Genomic DNA, 19,185 nt, shown 5'->3' with positions numbered 1-19,185 from the left:
GGGGCAACGGACACGGCAGAGGCCGTACACGGATTCCGTGTACGGCCTCTGCGCTGTCTGCGGGGCGCGGTCGGGGCGCTTCCGGGTGCTGTCTGCGGGACGCTCAGCGGTCCACGAGACGGTCGAACTGCGTGGTGGTGTGCCGCAGGTGGGCCACCAGCTCGTCGCCGACGTGCGGCTCCGGCGCGTCCGACGGCACGAACAGGATGGACACCTGCATGTGCGGCGGCTCGGCGAACCAGCGCTGCTTGCCGCCCCAGACGAACGGTGAAAGGTTCCGGTTCACGGTGGCGAGGCCGGCGCGGGCGACGCCCTTGGCGCGCGGCATGACGCCGTGCAGGGCCTTGGGGGCCTCCAGACCCACCCCGTGCGACGTACCGCCCGCCACGACCACCAGGAAGCCGTCCGAGGCCGCCTTCTGCTGCCGGTAGCCGAACCGGTCGCCCTTGGTGACCTTGGTGACGTCCAGGACCGCGCCGCGGTACTCGGTGGCCTCGTGGTCTCCCAGCCACAGCCGGGTGCCGATCCGCGCGCGGAAGCGGGTCTGCGGGAACTGCTGCTGCAGCCGGGCGAGTTCGTCGGCCTTGAGGTGGCTGACGAACATCGTGTGCAGCGGCAGTCGGGCCGCGCGCAGCCGGTCCATCCAGCCGATGACCTCCTCGACGGCGTCGGAGCCGTCGGTGCGGTCCAGCGGAAGGTGGATGGCGAAGCCCTCCAGCCGCACGTTCTCGATCGCGGCGTGCAGCTGAGCCAGGTCCTGCTCGCTGATGCCGTGCCGCTTCATCGACGACATCACCTCGATGACCACCCGGGCGCCCACGAGGCCGTACACGCCGTCCACCGACGACACCGAGCGCACGACCCGGTCCGGCAGCGGCACGGGCTCCTCGCCGCGCCGGTACGGCGTCAGCACCAGCAGGTCGCCGCCGAAGAAGTCCTTGATGCGCGCGGCCTCGTACGTCGTGCCGACGGCGAGGACGTCCGAGCCCAGCCGGGTGGCCTCCTCCGCCAGCCGGTCGTGCCCGAACCCGTAGCCGTTGCCCTTGCAGACCGGGACGAGCCCCGGGAACTGCTCCTGCACGTGCTTGTGGTGCGCCCGCCAGCGCGCGGTGTCGACGTAGAGCGTGAGCGCCATGGCCGGACCTGGGACCTTTCTCGTGGCTTCCGTGTGGGGAGGTGCGTCAGAGGTATGGAATCACTGACGTGACGTCAGCGGCGCGACATGTAGATGTCGAGGGCCTTGTGCAGGAGCTTGTTCAGCGGGAAGTCCCACTCGCCGAGGTACTCGGCGGCCTGGCCGCCCGTGCCGACCTTGAACTGGATCAGGCCGAAGAGGTGGTCGGTCTCGTCCAGGGAGTCGGAGATGCCGCGCAGGTCGTAGACGGTGGCGCCGAGCGCGTAGGCGTCGCGCAGCATGCGCCACTGCATGGCGTTCGAGGGCCGGAACTCGCGGCCGATGTTGTCGGAGGCGCCGTAGGAGTACCAGACGTGGCCGCCGACGATCAGCATCGTGGCCGCCGACAGGTTCACGCCGTTGTGGCGGGCGAAGTACAACCGCATGCGGTTGGGGTCCTCGGTGTTGAGGGCCGTCCACATCCGCTGGAAGTACGACAGCGGGCGCGGCCGGAAGTGGTCGCGGACAGCCGTGATCTCGTACAGGCGCTGCCATTCCTCGAGGTCGTGGTAACCGCCCTGGACGACCTCGACGCCGGCCTTCTCGGCCTTCTTGATGTTGCGCCGCCACAGCTGGTTGAAGTTCTTGTGGACCTCTTCAAGGGAACGGTTCGCCAGCGGCACCTGGTAGACGTAGCGCGGCTGGACGTCGCCGAAGCCGGCGCCGCCGTCCTCCCCCTGCTGCCATCCCATGCGGCGCAGCTTGTCGGCCACCTCGAAGGCGCGCGGTTCGATGAAGTCGGCCTCGATGTCGCGCAGCCGCTTCACGTCGGGGTTCTGGATGCCCGCCTTGATGGAGGTGGCCTCCCAGCGGCGGATGATCACCGGCGGGCCCATCTTCACCGAGAACGCGCCCTGCTGCTTGAGGTGCGCCAGCATCGGTTCCAGCCACTCGGTCAGATTCGGCGCGTACCAGTTGATGACCGGGCCCTCGGGCAGATAGGCCAGGTACCGCTTGATCTTGGGCAGTTGGCGGTAGAGGACGAGACCCGCGCCGACCAGTTCGCCGGTCCGCTCGTCGAACCAGCCGAGGTTCTCCGAACGCCACTCGGCCTTGACGTCGGCCCAGGCCGGAACCTGCATGTGGCTAGCCGACGGCAGGCTCTGGATGTATGCCAGATGCTGCTCGCGACTGATCGTCCTCAGGGTCAGGCTCATTCGGGGCGCTCCTCGGGCTGGTGTGTCCCCATGGGTTCAGGGGCTCCGGCTCTCGCGCCGAAGCCTACTGCGCCTGACGAGGGGCCTGACTGGGCGTACGGAACTGCGCCCCGGCTCCGGCGCGGCCGGGGCGTTTCGTCTGGGTTCGTAGGTGTCCTACGCGTCCTGTGGCGCGGACGGTGTCCCCGATGCCGCGATCGGCATCGGTCGGGTCACCAGACTCCTCCGAAGAGGCCGCCGTGCGCCATGCCGATGAAGAAGCCGACACCCGCGGCACCGAGACCCAGGATCAGACCGAAGCGCTCGCGGGTGGTCTCGGAGATCCACTGCCCGTACGCCCCGGTCAGGATTCCCACCAGGCCGGTCCAGGAGCTGAGCAGATGGAGGCTGTGGAAGAACGACGTGATGAAGGCCGTCAGTCCCAGCACCAGCGTCACCGCGAGCAGCGTGTCCTGGAGCGGATGGGGTTTGCCGTCGGTGGCGAAGAGAGAACCGGCGGTGTTGGGTCGCAATGCCTGTGCCATGGGGCACCTCCTGCGGAAGGCGGCGCATCGTAGCGCCATACACACCCGTCGTGTACAGACTGACGGGCAACCACGCCGGATTTCAACCGGAAGCGGGTGTGCAGGTAGTCTGTACCGTCTGCACCGGTGTCTGCCCAGCACAGTCTGGTAGTCCGTCCAGCTCAGAACGGGGATGTCGCTCGCCGACCCCCGATTGTCAGTGGCGGCCGATACCGTTGCGTACGCATCACAACCCTCCTGCCACGGATCGACCGTGGCCGCTGAGTCCAAAGGAGGTGGGTTCCACATGCGTCACTACGAGGTGATGGTCATCCTCGACCCCGATCTCGAGGAGCGCGCTGTCTCCCCGCTGATCGAGAACTTCCTCTCCGTCGTCCGTGAGGGCAACGGAAAGGTCGAGAAGGTCGACACCTGGGGCCGTCGTCGTCTCTCGTACGAGATCAAGAAGAAGCCCGAGGGCATCTACTCGGTCATCGACCTGCAGGCCGAGCCTGCGGTCGTCAAGGAGCTCGACCGCCAGATGAACCTGAACGAGTCGGTCCTCCGGACCAAGGTCCTCCGTCCCGAGACCCACTGAGCTCGCGAGCTCAGCTGATCTCGGGATTCTGAGTAGCAGCACCAGCAGCCAGCAGCAAACCCGCCGAGAGGTTCCCCCATGGCAGGCGAGACCGTCATCACGGTCGTCGGCAATCTTGTCGACGACCCCGAGCTGCGCTTCACCCCCTCCGGTGCGGCGGTCGCGAAGTTCCGTGTCGCGTCCACTCCCCGCACCTTCGACCGACAGACGAACGAGTGGAAGGACGGCGAGAGCCTGTTCCTGACCTGCTCCGTCTGGCGTCAGGCGGCGGAGAACGTCGCGGAGTCGCTCCAGCGAGGCATGCGCGTCATCGTGCAGGGCCGGCTGAAGCAGCGGTCCTACGAGGACCGTGAGGGCGTCAAGCGCACGGTCTACGAGCTGGACGTCGAGGAAGTCGGCGCCAGCCTGCGCAGTGCCACAGCCAAGGTCACCAAGGCCTCCGGCCGCGGTGGCCAGGGCGGCCAGGGTGGTTACGGCGGCGGTGGCGGTCAGGGCGGCGGCAGCTGGGGTGGAAGCTCCGGCGGCGGCCAGCAGGCCGGCGGCGCTCCTGCCGACGACCCGTGGGCGACCGGCGCTCCCGCCGGTGGCAACCAGGGCGGCGGCGGTGGCGGCTGGGGTGGGAACTCCGGCGGCGCCAGCGGCGGCGGCTACTCGGACGAACCCCCCTTCTAGGCCCGCGGGCCCGGGTGTCCGGGTCTGCTCGGGTCGAGGGTGGGTCGTATCCCAACTTCTTGATCACACAGGAGAAACACCATGGCGAAGCCGCCTGTGCGCAAGCCTAAGAAGAAGGTCTGCGCTTTCTGCAAGGACAAGGTCACGTACGTGGACTACAAGGACACGAACATGCTGCGGAAGTTCATTTCCGACCGCGGCAAGATCCGTGCCCGCCGCGTGACCGGCAACTGCACGCAGCACCAGCGTGACGTCGCCACGGCCGTGAAGAACAGCCGTGAGATGGCGCTGCTGCCCTACACCGCCCAGGCGCGATAAGGGAAGGGTGACCGACAAATGAAGATCATCCTCACCCACGAGGTCTCCGGCCTCGGCGCCGCAGGCGACGTCGTCGACGTCAAGGACGGCTACGCTCGCAACTACCTGATCCCGCGGAACTTCGCGATCCGTTGGACCAAGGGTGGCGAGAAGGACGTCGAGCAGATCCGTCGCGCTCGCAAGATCCACGAGATCCAGACCATCGAGCAGGCCAACGCTGTGAAGGCCCAGCTCGAGGGCGTCAAGGTCCGTCTGGCCGTTCGCTCCGGCGACGCCGGTCGTCTCTTCGGTTCCGTCACCCCGGCCGACGTCGCCTCGGCGATCAAGGCTTCCGGTGGCCCCGAGGTCGACAAGCGCCGCATCGAGCTCGGCTCGCCGATCAAGACGCTGGGCTCCCACGAGACGTCCGTGCGTCTGCACCCCGAGGTTGCCGCCAAGGTCAACATCGAGGTCGTCGCGGCCTGATCGCTGCGCTCGGTTCGAAGAGCTGAGAAGGGGCCGCACCCACCGGGTGCGGCCCCTTCCGCTTGTCCGTTTCACGTGAAACACAGGTGCGAACCGGAAGCCGGTTTCACGTGAAACGGTCAGCGGGTCGCGCCGGTGACGAGCCAGCGGCCGGAGCGGGCACGCAGCCAGAGAGTCAGCATCCGGACGATCATCATCAGTGTCATCGCACCCCAGACCGCGGTGAGTCCGCCGCCGAGGACCGGTATCAGCAGGGCCACCGGAGTGAAGACAGCCAAGGTGAGCACCATGGCTCGGGCCAGATAGGGGCCGTCTCCCGCGCCCATCAGTACGCCGTCGAGCACGAAGACGATGCCGCACACCGGCTGGGCGAGCGCCACCACGAGAAGAGCCGGCAGCGCGGCGCCCTTCACCGCCGGATCGCTGGTGAACAGCGGCAGGAACAGCGGCCGGGCGATCACTACCAGGAGACCGAGGACGATGCCCACGGCGATGCCCCACTCGACCATGCGCCGGCAGACGTCACGGGCGCCCCGGGCGTCGTCGGCACCGAGATACCGCCCGATGATGGCCTGCCCCGCGATCGCGATGGCGTCGAGTGCGAACGCGAGAAGGCTCCACAAGCCCAGAGCGATCTGGTGCGCCGCGATGTCGTTGTCCCCAAGACGGGCGGCCACGCCGGTGGCGATCATCAGGATCGCTCGCAGGGAGAGCGTGCGGACCAGCAAGGGCGCACCGGCCTGAGCGCAGGCCCTTATGCCTGCGGCGTCGGGCCGCAGTGACGCGCCATGACGGTGGGCTCCCCGCACCACCACCGCGAGGTACACCGTGGCCATGCCCCACTGGGCGAGGACGGTGCCCCAGGCAGATCCGGCGATGCCGAGACCGGCGCCGTACACGAGACCGGCGTTCAGGCCCGCGTTGGCGACGAAACCCGCGACGGCGACGTAGAGCGGTGTTCGCGTGTTCTGGAGGCCGCGCAGGACACCGGTCGCGGCCAGTACGACGAGCATGGCCGGTATGCCGAGTGCGGAGATGCGCAGATACGTGGTCGCGTACGGAGCGGCCGTGTCCGAGGCGCCGAAGAGTTCCACCAGTGCCGGGGCGGTGGGCAGGACGGCCGTGATCACAGCGGCGCCGAGCAGCAACGCCAGCCAGATGCCGTCCATGCCCTGCCGGATGGCGGCCGGGAGGTCGCCGGCGCCCACGCGGCGTGAGACAGCGGCGGTGGTGGCGTAGGCGAGGAAGACGAAGACGCTGACGGCTGTGGTGAGGAGCGCGGAGGCGATACCGAGACCCGCCAGTTGAGCGGTGCCCAGATGGCCCACGATCGCACTGTCGGCCATGACGAACAGCGGCTCGGCGACGAGCGCGCCGAAGGCCGGGACGGCCAGCGCGACGATCTCGCGATCGTGCTGTCGTCGGGCGGCCCTGAGGGGCGCGGGAGCCTGTGTCATGGCCACCAATCTAATCGTCCACAGGTAAGAGATGCAATTGTGTTGTGACCCTTACTCGTCTGTGCACGGTGCACGCTCTCGCGCGCCGTTCGAAGAGATCTTGGCCCGACTGGGCAACTTTTTCTTCTGCACAGCCGGTGGATGAGGAAGCTGCAGGTCAGAGGTGGTCGAAAAGAAAAGTAGAGGGCTTGTTCACAGCGCTGTCCACCGGGTCGTGCACAGGTTTTGCGGAGTTCTCCACAGCATCGGGGCCGTCGTCCACATGGCCTGTGGATAACCAGATTGGCTGAAGGTGCCCGCGGGCCTACCGTGGTCCGGCGCCCGCTCCGTCCGTCGGCCGAGGAAACCCTCACAAAAACGACGCCTCACAAACGGAGTTGGGCATCTCAATTGTCAGTGTCGTGCCGTAGAACAGAGGCACGGCGAGGGTCCGCTCGGCGGACGGGAGGAGGTGGCTCGGTGAGCATTTCCGAGCCCTTGGACGACCCGTGGGCCGACAGCGGCCCCAGTGATCGTCTACCTGCTTCCCGCCGGCGCGGTGACGGCGGCCGTGGCCGCGGCCGGGACGAACAGCATGACCGCGGCCGGGACAGCGGCGAGTGGGAGGGCGGCGGCAGCGCCTTCGAGCGGGTACCGCCACAGGACCTCGACGCCGAGCAGTCCGTCCTCGGCGGCATGCTCCTGTCCAAGGACGCCATCGCCGACGTGGTCGAGGTGCTCAAGGGCCACGACTTCTACAAGCCCGCGCACGAGACGATCTATCAGGCGATCCTCGACGTCTACGCCAAGGGCGAGCCCGCCGACCCGATCACCATCGCCGCCGAACTCACCAAGCGCGGCGAGATCAACAAGGTCGGCGGCGCGTCCTACCTGCACACCCTCGTCCAGACGGTGCCCACGGCCGCCAATGCCGAGTACTACGCGGAGATCGTCCACGAGCGCGCGGTCCTGCGCCGCCTGGTCGAAGCCGGCACCCGCATCACGCAGATGGGATACGCGGCCGACGACGACGTCGACGAGATCGTCAACCGGGCCCAGGCGGAGATCTACGCCGTCACCGAGCAGCGCACCAGCGAGGACTACCTGCCGCTCGGCGACATCATGGAGGGCGCCCTCGACGAGATCGAGGCGATCGGCTCGCGCAGCGGCGAGATGACGGGTGTGCCCACCGGATTCACGGACCTGGACTCGCTCACCAACGGGCTGCACCCCGGCCAGATGATTGTCATCGCGGCCCGTCCCGCCATGGGTAAGTCGACCCTGGCCCTGGACTTCGCGCGCGCGGCGTCGATCAAGCACAACCTGCCCAGCGTCATCTTTTCCCTCGAAATGGGGCGCAACGAGATCGCGATGCGCCTGCTGTCCGCCGAGGCCCGGGTCGCCCTGCACCACATGCGCTCCGGCACGATGACGGACGAGGACTGGACCCGGCTGGCCCGTCGCATGCCCGAGGTGTCCTCGGCGCCGCTCTACATCGACGACTCCCCGAACCTGTCGATGATGGAGATCCGCGCCAAGTGCCGCCGGCTGAAGCAGCGCAACGACATCAAGCTCGTGATCATCGACTACCTCCAGCTGATGCAGGCCGGTGGCTCCAAGCGCTCCGAGAGCCGTCAGCAGGAGGTCTCGGACATGTCCCGTAACCTCAAGCTGCTGGCCAAGGAGCTGGAGGTCCCGGTGATCGCGCTCTCCCAGCTCAACCGTGGTCCCGAGCAGCGCACCGACAAGAAGCCCATGGTGTCCGACCTGCGTGAGTCCGGCTCCATCGAGCAGGACGCCGACATGGTGATCCTGCTGCACCGCGAGGACGCCTACGAGAAGGAGTCCCCGCGCGCGGGCGAGGCGGACATCATCGTGGGCAAGCACCGTAACGGCCCGACCGCCACCATCACCGTCGCCTTCCAGGGCCACTACTCGCGCTTCGTGGACATGGCGCAGACCTGATCTCGCGCCCTGGGCGAAATGGACTCGACGTCGGTCGTGGGGCCGGGTGGACTGGCCCCATGACGACACCTCAGGAAGAGCTGCTGCCCGGCACCCGGCGTGCGCTGCTCCATCGGATCGCCGTGGCCCAGGCCGAAGGGCGGGCGCCGTCGCTCGTCGCCGCCGTCGTGAGGGACGGGCGGGCCGTGTGGCACGGGGCGCGGACCTCGGTCGAAGGGCACGCTCCGGACGAGAACGTGCAGTACCGGATCGGCTCGATCACCAAGACCTTCACGGCCGTCCTCGTCCTGCGGTTGCGCGACGAAGGAGTGCTCGGCCTCGAGGACCCGCTGGAGAAGCACCTGCCCGGCACCGGCGCGGGGGAGGCCACGGTGGCCGAACTGCTCGCCCACACCGGCGGACTGGCGGCCGAGACGCCCGGACCGTGGTGGGAGCGGACCCCGGGGTCCCTGCGGCCCGAGCTCGCCGACGTCCTCGGCGACCAGGCCGCCCCGTTTCCGGCCGGCCGCCGGTTCCACTACTCGAATCCCGGCTACACCCTTCTCGGAGCTCTCGTGGAAGAGCTTCGCGGAGCGCCCTGGGAAGAGGTGCTACGGCGCGAAGTGCTCGAACCTCTGGGTCTCGATCGCACGAGTGTCCGGTCTCAGGCTCCGGCGGCGGGCGGCTGGGCGGTGCATCCCTGGGCCGACGTCATGCTGCCCGAACCTGCCGAGGACTTCGGGCGGATGGCCCCGGCGGGCCAGCTCTGGTCCACGACCGGCGACCTCGCGCGGTTCGCCGCCTTCCTCACCCGGGGCGACGACCGGGTGCTGAGCGCGGAGACACTGCGCGAGATGCGGACGCCCGCCGCGCCGGCCGGACCGGCGGATCTGGCGGACGGTGCGGCGTACGGACTCGGACTGCAGGTCCAGCACCGGGACGGCCGGCTGCTCGTGGGGCACTCCGGCTCAGTGCCGGGCTTCCTCGCCGCTCTCACTGTCGGCGTGACGGACGACGTGGCCACGGTGGTGCTCGCCAACTGCACCTCCGGTCTGCTGATCTCGCAGGTCGCGGCCGATCTCGTGCGTATCGTCGCCGAGGCCGAGCCGCGCATTCCCGAGCCGTGGCGTCCGATGCGGGAGGTCGACCGCTCTGTCCTGGAGTTGGCGGGCCAGTGGTACTGGGGGACGAGTCCTGTCGCCCTGAGGGTGACGGCCGACGGGCTCGTCTCCCTGGGGCCCCTGTCCGGCGGCGGTCGTCGCTCCCGGTTCAGGGCGAACGGCGACGGCACCTGGACCGGCCTGGAGGGTTACTACGCCGGGGAGCTCCTGAGGGCCGTACGGCGGCCGGACGGCAGCGTCGATCACCTGGACCTGGGGTCGTTCGTGTTCACGCGCCAGCCGTACGAGGAGGGCGCTGCGGTACCCGGCGGTGTCGACCCGGAGGGGTGGCGCGGGATCGGCTAGGCGAGCACCGCGAGCTCCGCCGGTCGGTGGCCCAGTGGCCGTTTGCCGTCGACGGCACGCAAGCGCCCTGTTTCACGTGAAACAGGGCGCTTCCACGCGAGGAAATGGGTCCTCCTCGAAGGGCAGGACCTCAGAGTTGCAGCTTGAAGCCCACGTGCGAGGCCACGAACCCCAGCCGTTCGTAGAAGCGGTGGGCATCGGTGCGCGTGCTGTCGGAGGTCAGCTGCACCAACTGGCAGTTCTCCCGACGGGATTCATCGATCGCCCACTCGATGAACCGGGTGCCCAGACCGCTGCCGCGCTCATCGGCGTGCACGCGCACACCCTCGACGATGGACCTGGTCGAGCCGCGCCGGGACAGGCCCGGGACGATCGTCAGCTGAAGGGTGCCGACGACGCGTCCCTCACGGACGGCGACGACCAGGCGTTGGTTCGGGTCGGCGGTCAGCCGCTCCAACGCGGCCAGGTACGGACCGAGGTCGTCGGGTGACTCGCGCTGGGCGCCCAGGGGGTCGTCCGCGAGCATGCCGACGATCGCGGGGATGTCCTCGGCGACGGCGGCCCGTATTTCAAGATCTCCCATGGCCGCAACCCTATGCACCGAGGGCGGCAGGCGCCTTGAGTGACTCCACAACCCGTACCAGTGGGGTCAGTTCCGGGTTCCTGGCGGCCTGGTCGAGAGCTTCGCGCAGCGCGGCGTCGTTGGTCGGCCGGGCCTCGCCGAGGAGCTTCAGACCGGCATCGGTGACGTTGGTGTAGATGCCGCGGCGGTCGGTGGGGCACAGGTAGCGCTCGAGCAGTCCACGGTCCTCGAGCCTGGTCACCAGCCGGGTGGTCGCGCTCTGGCTGAGGACGACCGCGTCGGCGACCTGCTTCATCTGCAGATGACCGCCCTCGCCGTCGTGCTGTCGGCTGAGCACGTCGAGCAGGGAGTACTCGCGCACGCTCAGGTCGTGCCGGGCCTGCAGTGCGCGTTCGATGTGCGCCTCGATCCTGCCGTGCAGCAGGGAGAGGGCGCACCAGCCCTGGGCGAGGGCGGTGAGCGCGGGGTCCGTCGCAGTCATGGGCGTTCTCTCCTCCGTCCCGGAGCGGCTGACACCAGGATAGAGCAGTCATGCAATAGACGGCGTTTGCGTATAGCCAGCGTCTGCAACTATTGTCGAAGCACGTAAAGCGCATCTGCAATCGTTTGGGAAGGTGTCACCCCCTATGCCTCTCGCGCTTCTGGCCCTCGCGATCGGGGCCTTCGGAATCGGGACGACCGAGTTCGTGATCATGGGTTTGCTGCCTGAGGTCGCCGGCGACTTCGGAGTCTCCATCCCCACGGCCGGCTTCCTCGTGACCGGCTACGCGCTCGGAGTCATGTTCGGCGCCCCGCTCATGACCGTTCTCGGCACCAAGGTCTCCCGCAAGCGGATGCTGATGCTGCTGATGGGCCTGTTCATCGTGGGCAACCTGCTCTCCGCCGTCGCCCCTGCCTTCGTCGTGATGCTGATCGGCCGTGTGGTGGCCTCGCTCGCCCACGGCGCGTTCTTCGGCATCGGCGCGGTCGTCGCGGCCGACCTGGTCGCCCCCGACAAGAAGGCCGGGGCCATCGCCATGATGTTCACCGGGCTCACCGTCGCCAACGTGGTCGGCGTACCCCTGGGCACCCTGGTCGGACAGAACATCGGCTGGCGCGTCACCTTCGCCCTCGTCGCCGCGCTCGGCGTCGTCGGACTGGCCGGCATCGCCAAGCTCGTGCCCGAGATGCCGCGCGCCGAGGGCGTGCGTCTGCGGCACGAACTGGCCGCCTTCAAGAACGCCCAGGTCCTGCTCGCCATGGCGATGACCGTGCTCGGCTTCGGCGGGGTCTTCGCGGCCATCACCTACATCGCGCCGATGATGACCCACGTCGCCGGCTTCGCGGACGGCTCGGTCACCTGGCTGCTGGTCCTCTTCGGGCTGGGCATGGTCGGCGGCAACCTGGTCGGCGGGAAGTACGCCGACCGAGCCCTGATGCCCATGCTGTACGTGTCCCTGGGGGCCCTGGCGGTCGTCCTGGGGCTCTTCACGCTCACCGCCCACAACAAGCTCCTGGCGGCCGTCACGATCGCTCTGATCGGCGCTCTGGGCTTCGCGACCGTGCCCCCGCTGCAGAAGCGCGTCCTGGACCAGGCGCACGGCGCCCCAACGCTTGCGTCAGCCGTGAACATCGGCGCCTTCAACCTCGGCAACGCACTGTCCGCCTGGCTCGGCGGCCTCGTCATCGCCGCAGGTCTGGGCTACACCGCGCCGAACTGGGTCGGCGCCGCCCTCGCCGCGGGCGCTCTGCTCCTGGCCCTCGTCTCGGCCGCGCTGGAGCGCCGGGAGGGTGCCCGCGGCGACTCCGGCCACGTCGCCGCCCGCGGTGCCGCCGCCGAGCGGCACGCGACCGTCCAGCACTGAACCCGCCCGCTCGCCGGGCCGAGGCAGTCCCGGCGGAACAACGCGCAACCCCGCCCGGCCCCGACAGCACCACAAGGAGAACCTCCGCCATGAGCACCGTCACCGTCGCGCCCCTGACCATCCATGACGCCGAAGCCCTCGTCACGGCGGCAAGCAGCGCCGCCGAGGCCGCCGGGGTCACGGTCAGCGTCACCGTCCTGGACGCGGGCGGCCATCCGCTGGCCTTCCGGCGGGACGACCGAGCCGTTCTGATCTCCGGAGAGACGAGCACGCGCAAGGCGTACACGGCGCTGCAACTGAACGCCCCCACCGCTGACCTGGTCGACGCGGTGCAGCCCGGCGGTCCCTTCCACACCCTGCCCACCGCACTCGACCGCCCGCTGCTGTTCATCGCCGGCGGCGTGCCGGTACACCGCGACGGCCGCCTGATCGGCGCGATCGGGGTCGGGGGCGGCGCCCCGGAGCAGGACCACGGCTTCGCCACGGCCGCTGTGAAGGCGCTCGCCTGAGGTCGCCGCTCTCCCCGCTCACGGAGCGCCGGTTCCCGACGACCACGGAACCGGCGCTCCGTCCGTGCACGCGTGCCGTCAGCCGGCCGCCACCGTCAACGGGGCGAAACGACGGCGCCAGTCACCCGGCAGCTCCGTGATCCCGTAGGTCATCACGGAGTTGAAGGCGACGGACTCCAGACCCCGCGCCTTCACCCAGGCCAGCAGTTCCTCGTGCCGGACGTCGATGTCGGTGCGCAGCGGTCGGTCCGTGCGGGAGGCGAGCGAGGTCAGGAGCGCCTTCGCGGTCTCCGTGTCCCGGGCGATCAGCGGGCCCACGACCTGGGTGTCCATGTTGGGCCACGCGGCCGCGAAGCCGACGATCCTGCCCTCGTCCTCGGCGACTCGCAACTGGTCCGCGAAGGCAGGCAGCCGGGTGATCACATGCGTGCGATCGGCGCCGAACACCTCCTCGTCGAGCCGCAGGATCGCGGTGAGGTCCTCGGCCGTCGCCGCACGGGTGGCGACGCGTGAGACGGATTGCGGTGCGGTGAAATGCCCTCGCACCATTTCTGCCCGGCCCGTGGACTTGAAGCCCAGCTCCTCGTAGAGCGGACGGCCGTTCGGGGTGGCGTGCAGGGTGAGTGGGGTCGTGCCCATCAGCGACACGACATGCCGCATCAGCCGCCGACCGACGCCCTGCCGGGCGTGCCGCTCGGCGACCAGCACCATGCCGATGGCGCCGAGGCAGGGGCGGCCGTGAGGGCCGTACTCGGTGACGACGCACGCGGCGACGAGGCCTCCGTCGGGATCGTCGATGCCGTAGCCCTTTCCGGCCGACAGGAGGAGGCCCCACTTGTGCTCCTCGCGTGGCCACCCCCGGTCCTCGGACAAGTCGGCGCAGGCGGTGAGATCGCGATGCGTCAGGCGACGGATGGGCAGAGCGGTGAGGGAAGGAGTCGGCACGCAGGTCAGGCTGTCCGAAGCGGGTGGTCGGCGTCCACCTGATTCCCCTGGACGTACGTGCTTTTGGCCATGTCCTGGCCAACCGCACCGTGCGTCGACACCAGGGAGCGTTTCACGTGAAACAGCGGTTCCGGTCGGAGGAACTGTTCCACGTGAAACGGCGACGATGGCGCACAGAGTTCGAAGCGTCTCGGCCCGCCCGTGTCGCGCACGGCGACGCCCCCAGTTCTGAATTCGCCTGCCCGGCCGAGGAATTGAGCGCATCGCCACCTCGTGCACACGTGAACGCCATTGAGGCAAGGGGGTACTTGTGTGGTGAGCGGCGGCCGGTATGGTCGACTCCGGTTCGCTTCCGGGACGAGGCGCGTGAGACCTGATGCGTACATTCCGTGCGAGCCGAGAGCAGGGCAATGCAGCCTAACGGGACGGAGAGATCGAATTCCCCGCATTTCCGGTGATGCGACCGCGGCGTCCGGGCAGGATGGGATGCTGCGGTGAGAGCGCTGCGCTCATGCCGCGCTCTTGCCTTACGTGTTCGTGTGGAGCGGAAATCCGGGTGGACCGCGGCCTTCTCGGTCGCGGAACCGAGCGGAGAGACAAGCCGTCTGCGGGGGAAGCAAGGCGCCTTCCGAACCAGGAAGTGCGCAGACCGACCTAGAAGATGTTCGAGGCGAGGCACATCATGGACGCTCCGACCACCAGGTCGGCTGACAGCGGCCCGTCCGGCGGCGGGGACGGATGGTTCACCCCGCGAAAGCAGCCCGAGCCGGGGGCGAGCGGCGAGCAGGAGGCCACGGACGGCCGGCGCCTCGCCGCACTGCGTCCAGTGGGCCGGGGCACGGCCGGCTCCCACGGCGACGCGCCCCAGAGGGCCGTCGCGGACGTCGCACCCCGAATACCGCAAGGTCCGTCCGTCCCCGAAACGGCGGTCGAGACCGTGCTCGCCGAGGCCGGTCCGCCTGCGCAGTCCTCGGCTTCGACCGTCGAGGTTCTCGCGCCGGCCCCACAGGCCGTAGCCGCCAAGGAAGCGTCCCCGGACGCCGTCCGCATCCGGCGCACCATGACCGAGGTGGCCCCGGTGGCCGACAAGGTCACCTCGTACTTCTACGCGATGCTCTTCGTACGACACCCCGACCTGCGCTCGCTCTTCCCGCCCGCGATGGACGCCCAGCGGGACCGGCTCCTCAAGGCACTGCTCACCGCCGCCGAGCACGTCGACAACACCCCGGTTCTCGTCGAGTACCTGCAGAACCTCGGTCGGGGCCATCGAAAGTACGGCACGCGGGCCGAGCATTATCCGGCCGTCGGCGAGTGCCTCATCGGTGCGCTCAGCAAGTACGCGGGGACCGTGTGGGACGACGAGACCGAGGCGGCCTGGGTCCGGACCTACACGACGATCTCCCAGGTCATGATCGACGCGGCGGCGGCCGACGAACTGCGGGCACCGGCCTGGTGGTACGCCGAGGTCGTCTCGCACGATCTCAGAACCCAGGACGTCGCGATCGTCACCGTCCGCCCCGACCAGCCCTATCCCTTTCTCGCCGGGCAGTACACGAGTCTGGAGACGCCCTGGTGGCCGCGGATCTGGCGGCACTACTCCTTCGCCTCGGCTCCCCGCTCCGACGGCCTGCTGACGTTCCACGTGAAGGCCGTCCCCGCGGGCTGGGTGTCCAACGCGCTGGTGCACCGAGCCCGGCCCGGCGACGTCGTTCGGCTCGGGCCGCCGGCCGGTTCGATGACCGTGGACCACAGCAAGGACAGCGGACTGCTCTGCCTGGGCGGCGGCACCGGCATAGCCCCCATCAAGGCGTTGGTCGAGGACGTCGCGGAGCGTGGAGCGCGGCGACCGGTCGAGGTCTTCTACGGCGCCCGCAGCGAGCACGACCTGTATGACATCGACACGATGCTCAGGCTCCAACAGGCCCACCCGTGGCTGGAGGTCCGCCCGGTGGTCGACCGGCTCGGTCTGCTCCAGCTGCCCGACGCCATACGCACCTTCGGGCCCTGGACCGAGTACGACGCCTACGTCGCCGGTCCGCCCGGCATGATCCGCAGCGGGGTGGACGCCCTGCGCGGGGTGGGCATCCCCCCGAAGCGCATACGCCATGACTCGGTGGAGGAGCTCGTCGCCGCCGAGCGCTGACCGGCGACCCCGCGACGCACACCGGACCGGACTCCGGCCCCCGAGCGCCAGACCGAAACCCGGGCACCGAACCCGGACCTCAGCCGAGGTCGGGGGCGTGCATGGCACGGACGCCCTCGATGTTGCCGTCGAGGTAGTGCCGCAGTGACAGCGGTACGAGGTGGACGGACGCGATGCCGACGCGGGTGAACGGCACGCGGACGATCTCGTACTCGCCCGCGGGTGCCTCGACCTCGGGGCCGTGCCGCAGCGCCGGGTCCATGGACGCCAGACGGCAGACGAAGAAGTGCTGCACCTTCACACCGGTCGCGCCTCCGTCCGCGCCGATGTGCTCGACGGTGTCGACGAAGCAGGGCACCACATCGCTGATCTTGGCGCCCAGTTCCTCGTACACCTCACGGTGCAGTGCGTCCACGACCGTCGCGTCGTCCGGTTCGACCCCGCCACCGGGCGTGACCCAGTAGGGATCCACACCGGGCTTGGTGCGCTTGATCAGGATCAGGTTGTCGCCGTCCAGCAGGACGGCTCGTGCGGTGCGCTTGACCACGGGTCGGACGGTCATGGGAGAAATGTGGCCCGGCTGGTTCCACGTGAAACATCGCGAAACGTCATTGGGCGGGCTCATCGCGTGACAGCGTGCCCGAAGCGGTCAGCACCACTCGGCTGCCGCCCCCAGCAACCACTCGTGCGCCCGCGCCACATGGGGCATCGCCAGCGTCCCGGTGCGCACCGCCAGGACGTATGTCCGCAGCGGCGGCACCGCGGGCTCGTACAGCGCGACGACGTCACCGCTCGCGAGGGCGTCCGCGCAGAGATAGCGGGGCAGAACCGCCAGACCGGCTCCCGCGACCGCGCAGGCGAGAACCGCGCGCAGGTCGGGAACGATGACGGTGCCCGAGGCGGCCGGACGTGAGTCGAAGACGGACGCCCAGTACCGGGAGACCAGGGGCAGCGATTCGTGGACCTCGACGACGGGGAGGTTCTCCAACACGGACGCGCCCCTGCGGTGCAGCATCCCGGCGTCGATCCGTCCGCGCCACTGAGGGGCGGCCACCAGGACGTGCTCCTCGTCGCACAGCGGGGTGGCCGTGAGCAGTGCCCCGCGCGGCCGAACCGTGCTGATGGCCAGGTCGTGGTGGCCTGCGGCGAGGCCCTCCAGGACCTCCTCGGCGTTCCCGAAGGACGCGCGCAGGGCGAAGCCCTGACCGCCGCCGGACAGCTCCGTGAGCGCGGGAAGGGCCCGCTCGGCGGTGAACTCGGGGGGCCCGGCGAGATGGAGTGTCCGGTCGGCGGCCTCGTCGTCGAGACCGGTCTCGGCGATCTCGACCAGGGCGTCGAGATGGGGTGCGGCCTTGTGGGCGAGCTCGTCCCCGATGCTCGTCGGCGTCACACCGCGGGCCTGGCGCAGGAACAGGGGCCGGCCCAGCTGTCGCTCCAGGGTGCGTATCTGGGACGTGACGGCCGGCTGGGACAGGCCCAGCAGGGCGGCGGCGCGGGTGAAGGAGCCGGCCCGGTGCACGGTCACGAAGGTGCGCAACAAGGCCAGATCCATGGAGCGTCCTTCCCCTCTCTGCCCTTGTCCCGGCTTCGAGGCAGGGCCCAACTATAAATATGTCGATAGGTCTCTGTCGCTACCGTGATTGGACACTGACACACAGTCAACTAGCCTGGTTCGCGCGGTTCTTCGCGCGCAGAACCGAGGACGGTCCGAGCCACGAGGGGGGAGGCTCGGACCGTCCGCCGTAGGTGGAGGGTTTCCGGCGAGGCGTCCGTAAGCCGGTCACCGCTCCGACTCCTCCAGCGCACGCAGCACGTCCGCCACGAGGTCCTCGGGATCCTCGGCGCCGACGGACAGCCGGATGAAGCCCTCCGGCACGGCGTCCCCGCCCCAGCGCCCGCGCCGTTCCGCGGTGGATCGCACCCCGCCGAAGCTCGTCGCCTCGTCCACGAGTCGCAGCGCCTCGAGGAAGCGCTCGGCACGCGCGCGCGTGGCGAGCGTGAAGGACACCACGCACCCGTAGCGCCGCATCTGCTGCGACGCGACCTTGTGGGAGGGATCGTCGGGCAGCCCCGGATAGCGCAGCCCGCTCACCTCGGGCCTCCCCCGCAGGGCCTCGGCCACGGCCAGGGCACCGGCGTTCTGCCGTTCGACGCGCATCTGCAGGGTGGCGATCGACCGGTGCGCGAGCCAGGCCTCCATGGGCCCGGGGATCGCCCCGACGATCTTGCGCCAGCGCCGTACGGACGTCATCGGCTCGCCGGCCCGTCCGGTGACATAGCCGAGGAGGATGTCACCGTGGCCCGTGAGCTGCTTGGTGCCGCTGGCCACCGAGAAGTCGGCGCCGAGTTCCAGCGGGCGCTGCCCGAGAGGCGTGGCGAGCGTGTTGTCCACGGCCACCAGAGCCCCACGCGCGTGTGCCGCTTCGACGAGCCTGCGGATGTCGCACACGTCGAGCCCCGGGTTGGAGGGGGACTCGATCAACAGCAGCTTCGCTCCGTCGAGAACCTCGAGTTGGGCGTCTCCGCCGGTCGGCGCGGTGCGCACCTCGATGCCGTACGCCTCCAACTGGGCGCGCGCCAGCGGCAGGGCCTGGTAGCCGTCGCTGGGAAGCACGACCGTGTCCCCGGCGCGCAGCTGGGAGAAGAGAACCGAGGAGATCGCGGCCATGCCGGAGGCGAAGACGAGCGTCTCGACGTCGTCCAGCCCCGGCGCCTCGAGCTCGGCGATCGCGTGCTCGAGGTGCGTCCAGGTCGGGTTCTCGTCCCGACCGTAGGTGTACGGGCCCGTGGGCTCGCCCGGCAGGTGGAAGTGCGCCGCGAACACCGGCCCGGGGAGGGTCGGCTCGTACTTCACCGGCTCGGGCAGTCCGGCACGCACCGCGCGCGTGCCGTCGCCCGACAAGAACCCCCCGTTCGTAGCGGAACCGTTCATGCCACTCGCCCTTCCACGTCCTCACGTACGGCGACGAGCAGACCGGCGCTCGCCTCCTCCACCATCTCAAGGCACTCCTCGAAGCCGTCCCGGCCCCCGTAGTAGGGGTCGGGGACGTCGAGGTCGTCGTCGGCGGCCGCGGGATCGTAGGAGCGCAGCAGCCGTACCTTCGCCGCGTCCTCCTCGGTGGGTGCGAGAAGGCGCAGCGCCCTGAGATGACCGGAGTCCAGGGCGATCACCAGGTCGAGGCGGGCGAACCAGGAGGGCTCGAAGCGCCGGGCCGTGTGGTCGAGGGCGTAACCGTGCCCCTCCAGGACGGAGAGGGTGCGCGGATCGGCGTTCTCGCCCTCGTGCCAGTCGCCCGTGCCGGCGCTGTCGACCTCGACCAGTCCGTCGAGACCGGCGTCCCGCACGCGCGCGCGGAAGACCGACTCGGCCATCGGCGAGCGGCAGATGTTGCCGGTGCAGACGAAGCAGACGCGGTAGGTCATCGCGG

The 19,185-nt window shown here is 69.6% G+C and carries 20 protein-coding genes; 9 read left to right on the top strand and 11 right to left on the bottom strand.

What is annotated here, in order from left to right; genetic code table 11:
• Positions 1-103: 103 nt before the first annotated feature.
• From ACZ7DE_RS29495 to ACZ7DE_RS29485, 3 genes are all read right to left on the bottom strand, one after another.
• Positions 104-1,135 (bottom strand): alanine racemase, encoded by a 1,032-nt coding sequence (locus tag ACZ7DE_RS29495; protein WP_470766395.1) that lies wholly within the window; start codon positions 1,133-1,135, stop codon positions 104-106.
• 74 nt (positions 1,136-1,209) lie between these two features.
• Positions 1,210-2,331: a peptidoglycan bridge formation glycyltransferase FemX gene (femX, locus tag ACZ7DE_RS29490; RefSeq protein WP_393347792.1), complete on the bottom strand. Its 1,122-nt coding sequence runs from the start codon at positions 2,329-2,331 to the stop codon at positions 1,210-1,212.
• 212 nt (positions 2,332-2,543) lie between these two features.
• Positions 2,544-2,855: a hypothetical protein gene (locus ACZ7DE_RS29485; protein ID WP_470766393.1), complete on the bottom strand. Its 312-nt coding sequence runs from the start codon at positions 2,853-2,855 to the stop codon at positions 2,544-2,546.
• Positions 2,856-3,141: 286 nt separating this feature from the next.
• On the opposite strand from ACZ7DE_RS29485, the gene rpsF reads away from it, so the two are divergent.
• From rpsF to rplI, 4 genes are all read left to right on the top strand, one after another.
• The gene (gene rpsF / locus ACZ7DE_RS29480; protein ID WP_006604399.1) at positions 3,142-3,432 is read left to right on the top strand and encodes a 30S ribosomal protein S6; all 291 of its coding nucleotides are present in this window, start codon (positions 3,142-3,144) and stop codon (positions 3,430-3,432) included.
• A 78-nt stretch (positions 3,433-3,510) separates the two neighbouring features.
• Entirely contained in the window at positions 3,511-4,104 is a 594-nt protein-coding gene (locus ACZ7DE_RS29475; protein ID WP_470766391.1) for a single-stranded DNA-binding protein, read from the top strand.
• A gap of 81 nt (positions 4,105-4,185) precedes the next feature.
• Positions 4,186-4,422, top strand: coding sequence for a 30S ribosomal protein S18 (gene rpsR, locus ACZ7DE_RS29470; RefSeq protein WP_020130672.1), 237 nt, complete (start codon positions 4,186-4,188; stop codon positions 4,420-4,422).
• Positions 4,423-4,440: 18 nt separating this feature from the next.
• Complete coding sequence (gene rplI / locus ACZ7DE_RS29465) at positions 4,441-4,887, top strand: 50S ribosomal protein L9 (protein WP_470766390.1); 447 nt, start codon at positions 4,441-4,443, stop codon at positions 4,885-4,887.
• Between the two features lie 119 nt (positions 4,888-5,006).
• On the opposite strand, the gene ACZ7DE_RS29460 is transcribed toward rplI, so the two are convergent.
• Positions 5,007-6,344, bottom strand: a complete 1,338-nt coding sequence (locus ACZ7DE_RS29460) for an MATE family efflux transporter (protein WP_470766388.1) — start codon at positions 6,342-6,344, stop codon at positions 5,007-5,009.
• 459 nt (positions 6,345-6,803) lie between these two features.
• On the opposite strand from ACZ7DE_RS29460, the gene dnaB reads away from it, so the two are divergent.
• Together dnaB and ACZ7DE_RS29450 are read left to right on the top strand one after the other, a co-directional pair.
• The gene (dnaB, locus tag ACZ7DE_RS29455; RefSeq protein WP_470766386.1) at positions 6,804-8,288 is read left to right on the top strand and encodes a replicative DNA helicase; all 1,485 of its coding nucleotides are present in this window, start codon (positions 6,804-6,806) and stop codon (positions 8,286-8,288) included.
• 59 nt (positions 8,289-8,347) lie between these two features.
• Entirely contained in the window at positions 8,348-9,733 is a 1,386-nt protein-coding gene (locus ACZ7DE_RS29450; protein WP_470766385.1) for a serine hydrolase domain-containing protein, read from the top strand.
• Between the two features lie 130 nt (positions 9,734-9,863).
• On the opposite strand, the gene ACZ7DE_RS29445 is transcribed toward ACZ7DE_RS29450, so the two are convergent.
• Both ACZ7DE_RS29445 and ACZ7DE_RS29440 read right to left on the bottom strand, forming a co-directional pair.
• A complete protein-coding gene (locus ACZ7DE_RS29445) occupies positions 9,864-10,316 on the bottom strand; it encodes a GNAT family N-acetyltransferase (RefSeq protein ID WP_470766383.1) in 453 nt (150 codons plus the stop codon).
• Between the two features lie 10 nt (positions 10,317-10,326).
• Positions 10,327-10,797, bottom strand: coding sequence for a MarR family winged helix-turn-helix transcriptional regulator (locus ACZ7DE_RS29440; RefSeq protein WP_470766381.1), 471 nt, complete (start codon positions 10,795-10,797; stop codon positions 10,327-10,329).
• 145 nt (positions 10,798-10,942) lie between these two features.
• Here ACZ7DE_RS29440 and ACZ7DE_RS29435 point away from each other — a divergent pair, with 145 nt between their 5' ends.
• Both ACZ7DE_RS29435 and ACZ7DE_RS29430 read left to right on the top strand, forming a co-directional pair.
• Positions 10,943-12,160 (top strand): MFS transporter, encoded by a 1,218-nt coding sequence (locus ACZ7DE_RS29435; RefSeq protein ID WP_470766379.1) that lies wholly within the window; start codon positions 10,943-10,945, stop codon positions 12,158-12,160.
• An 89-nt stretch (positions 12,161-12,249) separates the two neighbouring features.
• Entirely contained in the window at positions 12,250-12,669 is a 420-nt protein-coding gene (locus tag ACZ7DE_RS29430) for a GlcG/HbpS family heme-binding protein (RefSeq protein WP_470766377.1), read from the top strand.
• Between the two features lie 78 nt (positions 12,670-12,747).
• Here ACZ7DE_RS29430 and ACZ7DE_RS29425 read toward each other — a convergent pair whose 3' ends face one another.
• Positions 12,748-13,614, bottom strand: coding sequence for a GNAT family N-acetyltransferase (locus ACZ7DE_RS29425; RefSeq protein WP_470766375.1), 867 nt, complete (start codon positions 13,612-13,614; stop codon positions 12,748-12,750).
• A 682-nt stretch (positions 13,615-14,296) separates the two neighbouring features.
• Here ACZ7DE_RS29425 and ACZ7DE_RS29420 point away from each other — a divergent pair.
• Positions 14,297-15,757 (top strand): globin domain-containing protein, encoded by a 1,461-nt coding sequence (locus ACZ7DE_RS29420; protein ID WP_470766373.1) that lies wholly within the window; start codon positions 14,297-14,299, stop codon positions 15,755-15,757.
• 79 nt (positions 15,758-15,836) lie between these two features.
• Here the strand turns inward: ACZ7DE_RS29420 and ACZ7DE_RS29415 are convergent, their stop codons facing one another.
• The 4 genes from ACZ7DE_RS29415 to ACZ7DE_RS29400 all read right to left on the bottom strand — a co-directional run bounded on the left by ACZ7DE_RS29415 (position 15,837) and on the right by ACZ7DE_RS29400 (position 19,180).
• Positions 15,837-16,319: an NUDIX domain-containing protein gene (locus tag ACZ7DE_RS29415; RefSeq protein ID WP_470766372.1), complete on the bottom strand. Its 483-nt coding sequence runs from the start codon at positions 16,317-16,319 to the stop codon at positions 15,837-15,839.
• Positions 16,320-16,406: 87 nt separating this feature from the next.
• Entirely contained in the window at positions 16,407-17,309 is a 903-nt protein-coding gene (locus tag ACZ7DE_RS29410) for a LysR family transcriptional regulator (RefSeq protein ID WP_470766370.1), read from the bottom strand.
• A gap of 228 nt (positions 17,310-17,537) precedes the next feature.
• Positions 17,538-18,689: a cystathionine gamma-lyase gene (locus tag ACZ7DE_RS29405; protein WP_470766369.1), complete on the bottom strand. Its 1,152-nt coding sequence runs from the start codon at positions 18,687-18,689 to the stop codon at positions 17,538-17,540.
• Positions 18,686-19,180 (bottom strand): low molecular weight protein-tyrosine-phosphatase, encoded by a 495-nt coding sequence (locus ACZ7DE_RS29400; RefSeq protein ID WP_470766367.1) that lies wholly within the window; start codon positions 19,178-19,180, stop codon positions 18,686-18,688. The genes ACZ7DE_RS29405 and ACZ7DE_RS29400 overlap by 4 nt, the downstream gene beginning before the upstream one ends.
• Positions 19,181-19,185 lie beyond the last annotated feature (5 nt).

It is taken from the genome of Streptomyces sp. NPDC037083 (genome assembly GCF_055606485.1).
The sequence above is the reverse complement of the archived record's forward strand: the minus strand, read 5'-3'. Positions and strand labels throughout refer to the sequence as shown.

What these genes read in the sequence shown, in the direction of transcription:
- ACZ7DE_RS29495 (WP_470766395.1), bottom strand. Translation starts at nt 1,135, where the DNA reads ATGGCGCTCACGCTCTACGTCGACACCGCGCGCTGGCGGGCGCACCAC.
- femX (WP_393347792.1), bottom strand. Translation starts at nt 2,331, where the DNA reads ATGAGCCTGACCCTGAGGACGATCAGTCGCGAGCAGCATCTGGCATAC.
- ACZ7DE_RS29485 (WP_470766393.1), bottom strand. Translation starts at nt 2,855, where the DNA reads ATGGCACAGGCATTGCGACCCAACACCGCCGGTTCTCTCTTCGCCACC.
- rpsF (WP_006604399.1), top strand. Translation starts at nt 3,142, where the DNA reads ATGCGTCACTACGAGGTGATGGTCATCCTCGACCCCGATCTCGAGGAG.
- ACZ7DE_RS29475 (WP_470766391.1), top strand. Translation starts at nt 3,511, where the DNA reads ATGGCAGGCGAGACCGTCATCACGGTCGTCGGCAATCTTGTCGACGAC.
- rpsR (WP_020130672.1), top strand. Translation starts at nt 4,186, where the DNA reads ATGGCGAAGCCGCCTGTGCGCAAGCCTAAGAAGAAGGTCTGCGCTTTC.
- rplI (WP_470766390.1), top strand. Translation starts at nt 4,441, where the DNA reads ATGAAGATCATCCTCACCCACGAGGTCTCCGGCCTCGGCGCCGCAGGC.
- ACZ7DE_RS29460 (WP_470766388.1), bottom strand. Translation starts at nt 6,344, where the DNA reads ATGACACAGGCTCCCGCGCCCCTCAGGGCCGCCCGACGACAGCACGAT.
- ACZ7DE_RS29450 (WP_470766385.1), top strand. Translation starts at nt 8,348, where the DNA reads ATGACGACACCTCAGGAAGAGCTGCTGCCCGGCACCCGGCGTGCGCTG.
- ACZ7DE_RS29445 (WP_470766383.1), bottom strand. Translation starts at nt 10,316, where the DNA reads ATGGGAGATCTTGAAATACGGGCCGCCGTCGCCGAGGACATCCCCGCG.
- ACZ7DE_RS29440 (WP_470766381.1), bottom strand. Translation starts at nt 10,797, where the DNA reads ATGACTGCGACGGACCCCGCGCTCACCGCCCTCGCCCAGGGCTGGTGC.
- ACZ7DE_RS29435 (WP_470766379.1), top strand. Translation starts at nt 10,943, where the DNA reads ATGCCTCTCGCGCTTCTGGCCCTCGCGATCGGGGCCTTCGGAATCGGG.
- ACZ7DE_RS29430 (WP_470766377.1), top strand. Translation starts at nt 12,250, where the DNA reads ATGAGCACCGTCACCGTCGCGCCCCTGACCATCCATGACGCCGAAGCC.
- ACZ7DE_RS29420 (WP_470766373.1), top strand. Translation starts at nt 14,297, where the DNA reads ATGGACGCTCCGACCACCAGGTCGGCTGACAGCGGCCCGTCCGGCGGC.
- ACZ7DE_RS29415 (WP_470766372.1), bottom strand. Translation starts at nt 16,319, where the DNA reads ATGACCGTCCGACCCGTGGTCAAGCGCACCGCACGAGCCGTCCTGCTG.
- ACZ7DE_RS29410 (WP_470766370.1), bottom strand. Translation starts at nt 17,309, where the DNA reads ATGGATCTGGCCTTGTTGCGCACCTTCGTGACCGTGCACCGGGCCGGC.
- ACZ7DE_RS29405 (WP_470766369.1), bottom strand. Translation starts at nt 18,689, where the DNA reads ATGAACGGTTCCGCTACGAACGGGGGGTTCTTGTCGGGCGACGGCACG.
- ACZ7DE_RS29400 (WP_470766367.1), bottom strand. Translation starts at nt 19,180, where the DNA reads ATGACCTACCGCGTCTGCTTCGTCTGCACCGGCAACATCTGCCGCTCG.